This window comes from Gilvimarinus sp. 1_MG-2023, from assembly GCF_030548285.1.
Genome location: NZ_JAUOSC010000432.1, coordinates 1 through 351 on the forward strand (window position 1 = coordinate 1; position 351 = coordinate 351).

Here is a 351-nt window from a genome sequence, read left to right on the forward strand (position 1 = left end):
ATCCTGGTCACCGGGGTGTTGTTCAGCACCACGATTCCCAGACGCTCCGCCATATCCGCTGCGCTGGACTGTTCTTGCTGGCCATCATTGGCACAAATCAAGAGCACCGACGCGGGTCCATGGCGTTGACAGTAGTCGTGCACCCGTTGGTAGCCAGCGGCGGTGCTCGCTTCGGCAACCGCAACCGCATCGGCAACAACAATCAATGCCCAGCGGGCATCGGCAGGGGTTACCGTTGGGGGACAGCAGGTCGGAATCAATGGTCAAATCTCTATCATTTCAAAATCATCTTTACCGACACCGCAATCCGGGCAGGTAAAGTCTGCTGGCACGTCCTCCCAAGGGGTACCT

2 protein-coding genes are annotated in these 351 nt (G+C 57.8%); both read right to left on the reverse strand.

Annotated features, from left to right (window positions below; translation table 11 throughout):
• The coding region (locus Q4563_RS17500; RefSeq protein ID WP_303605403.1) for a hypothetical protein at positions 1-260 on the reverse strand (260 nt) is incomplete at its 3' end.
• A gap of 3 nt (positions 261-263) precedes the next feature.
• The coding region (locus Q4563_RS17505; RefSeq protein ID WP_303605404.1) for a rubredoxin at positions 264-351 on the reverse strand (88 nt) is incomplete at its 5' end.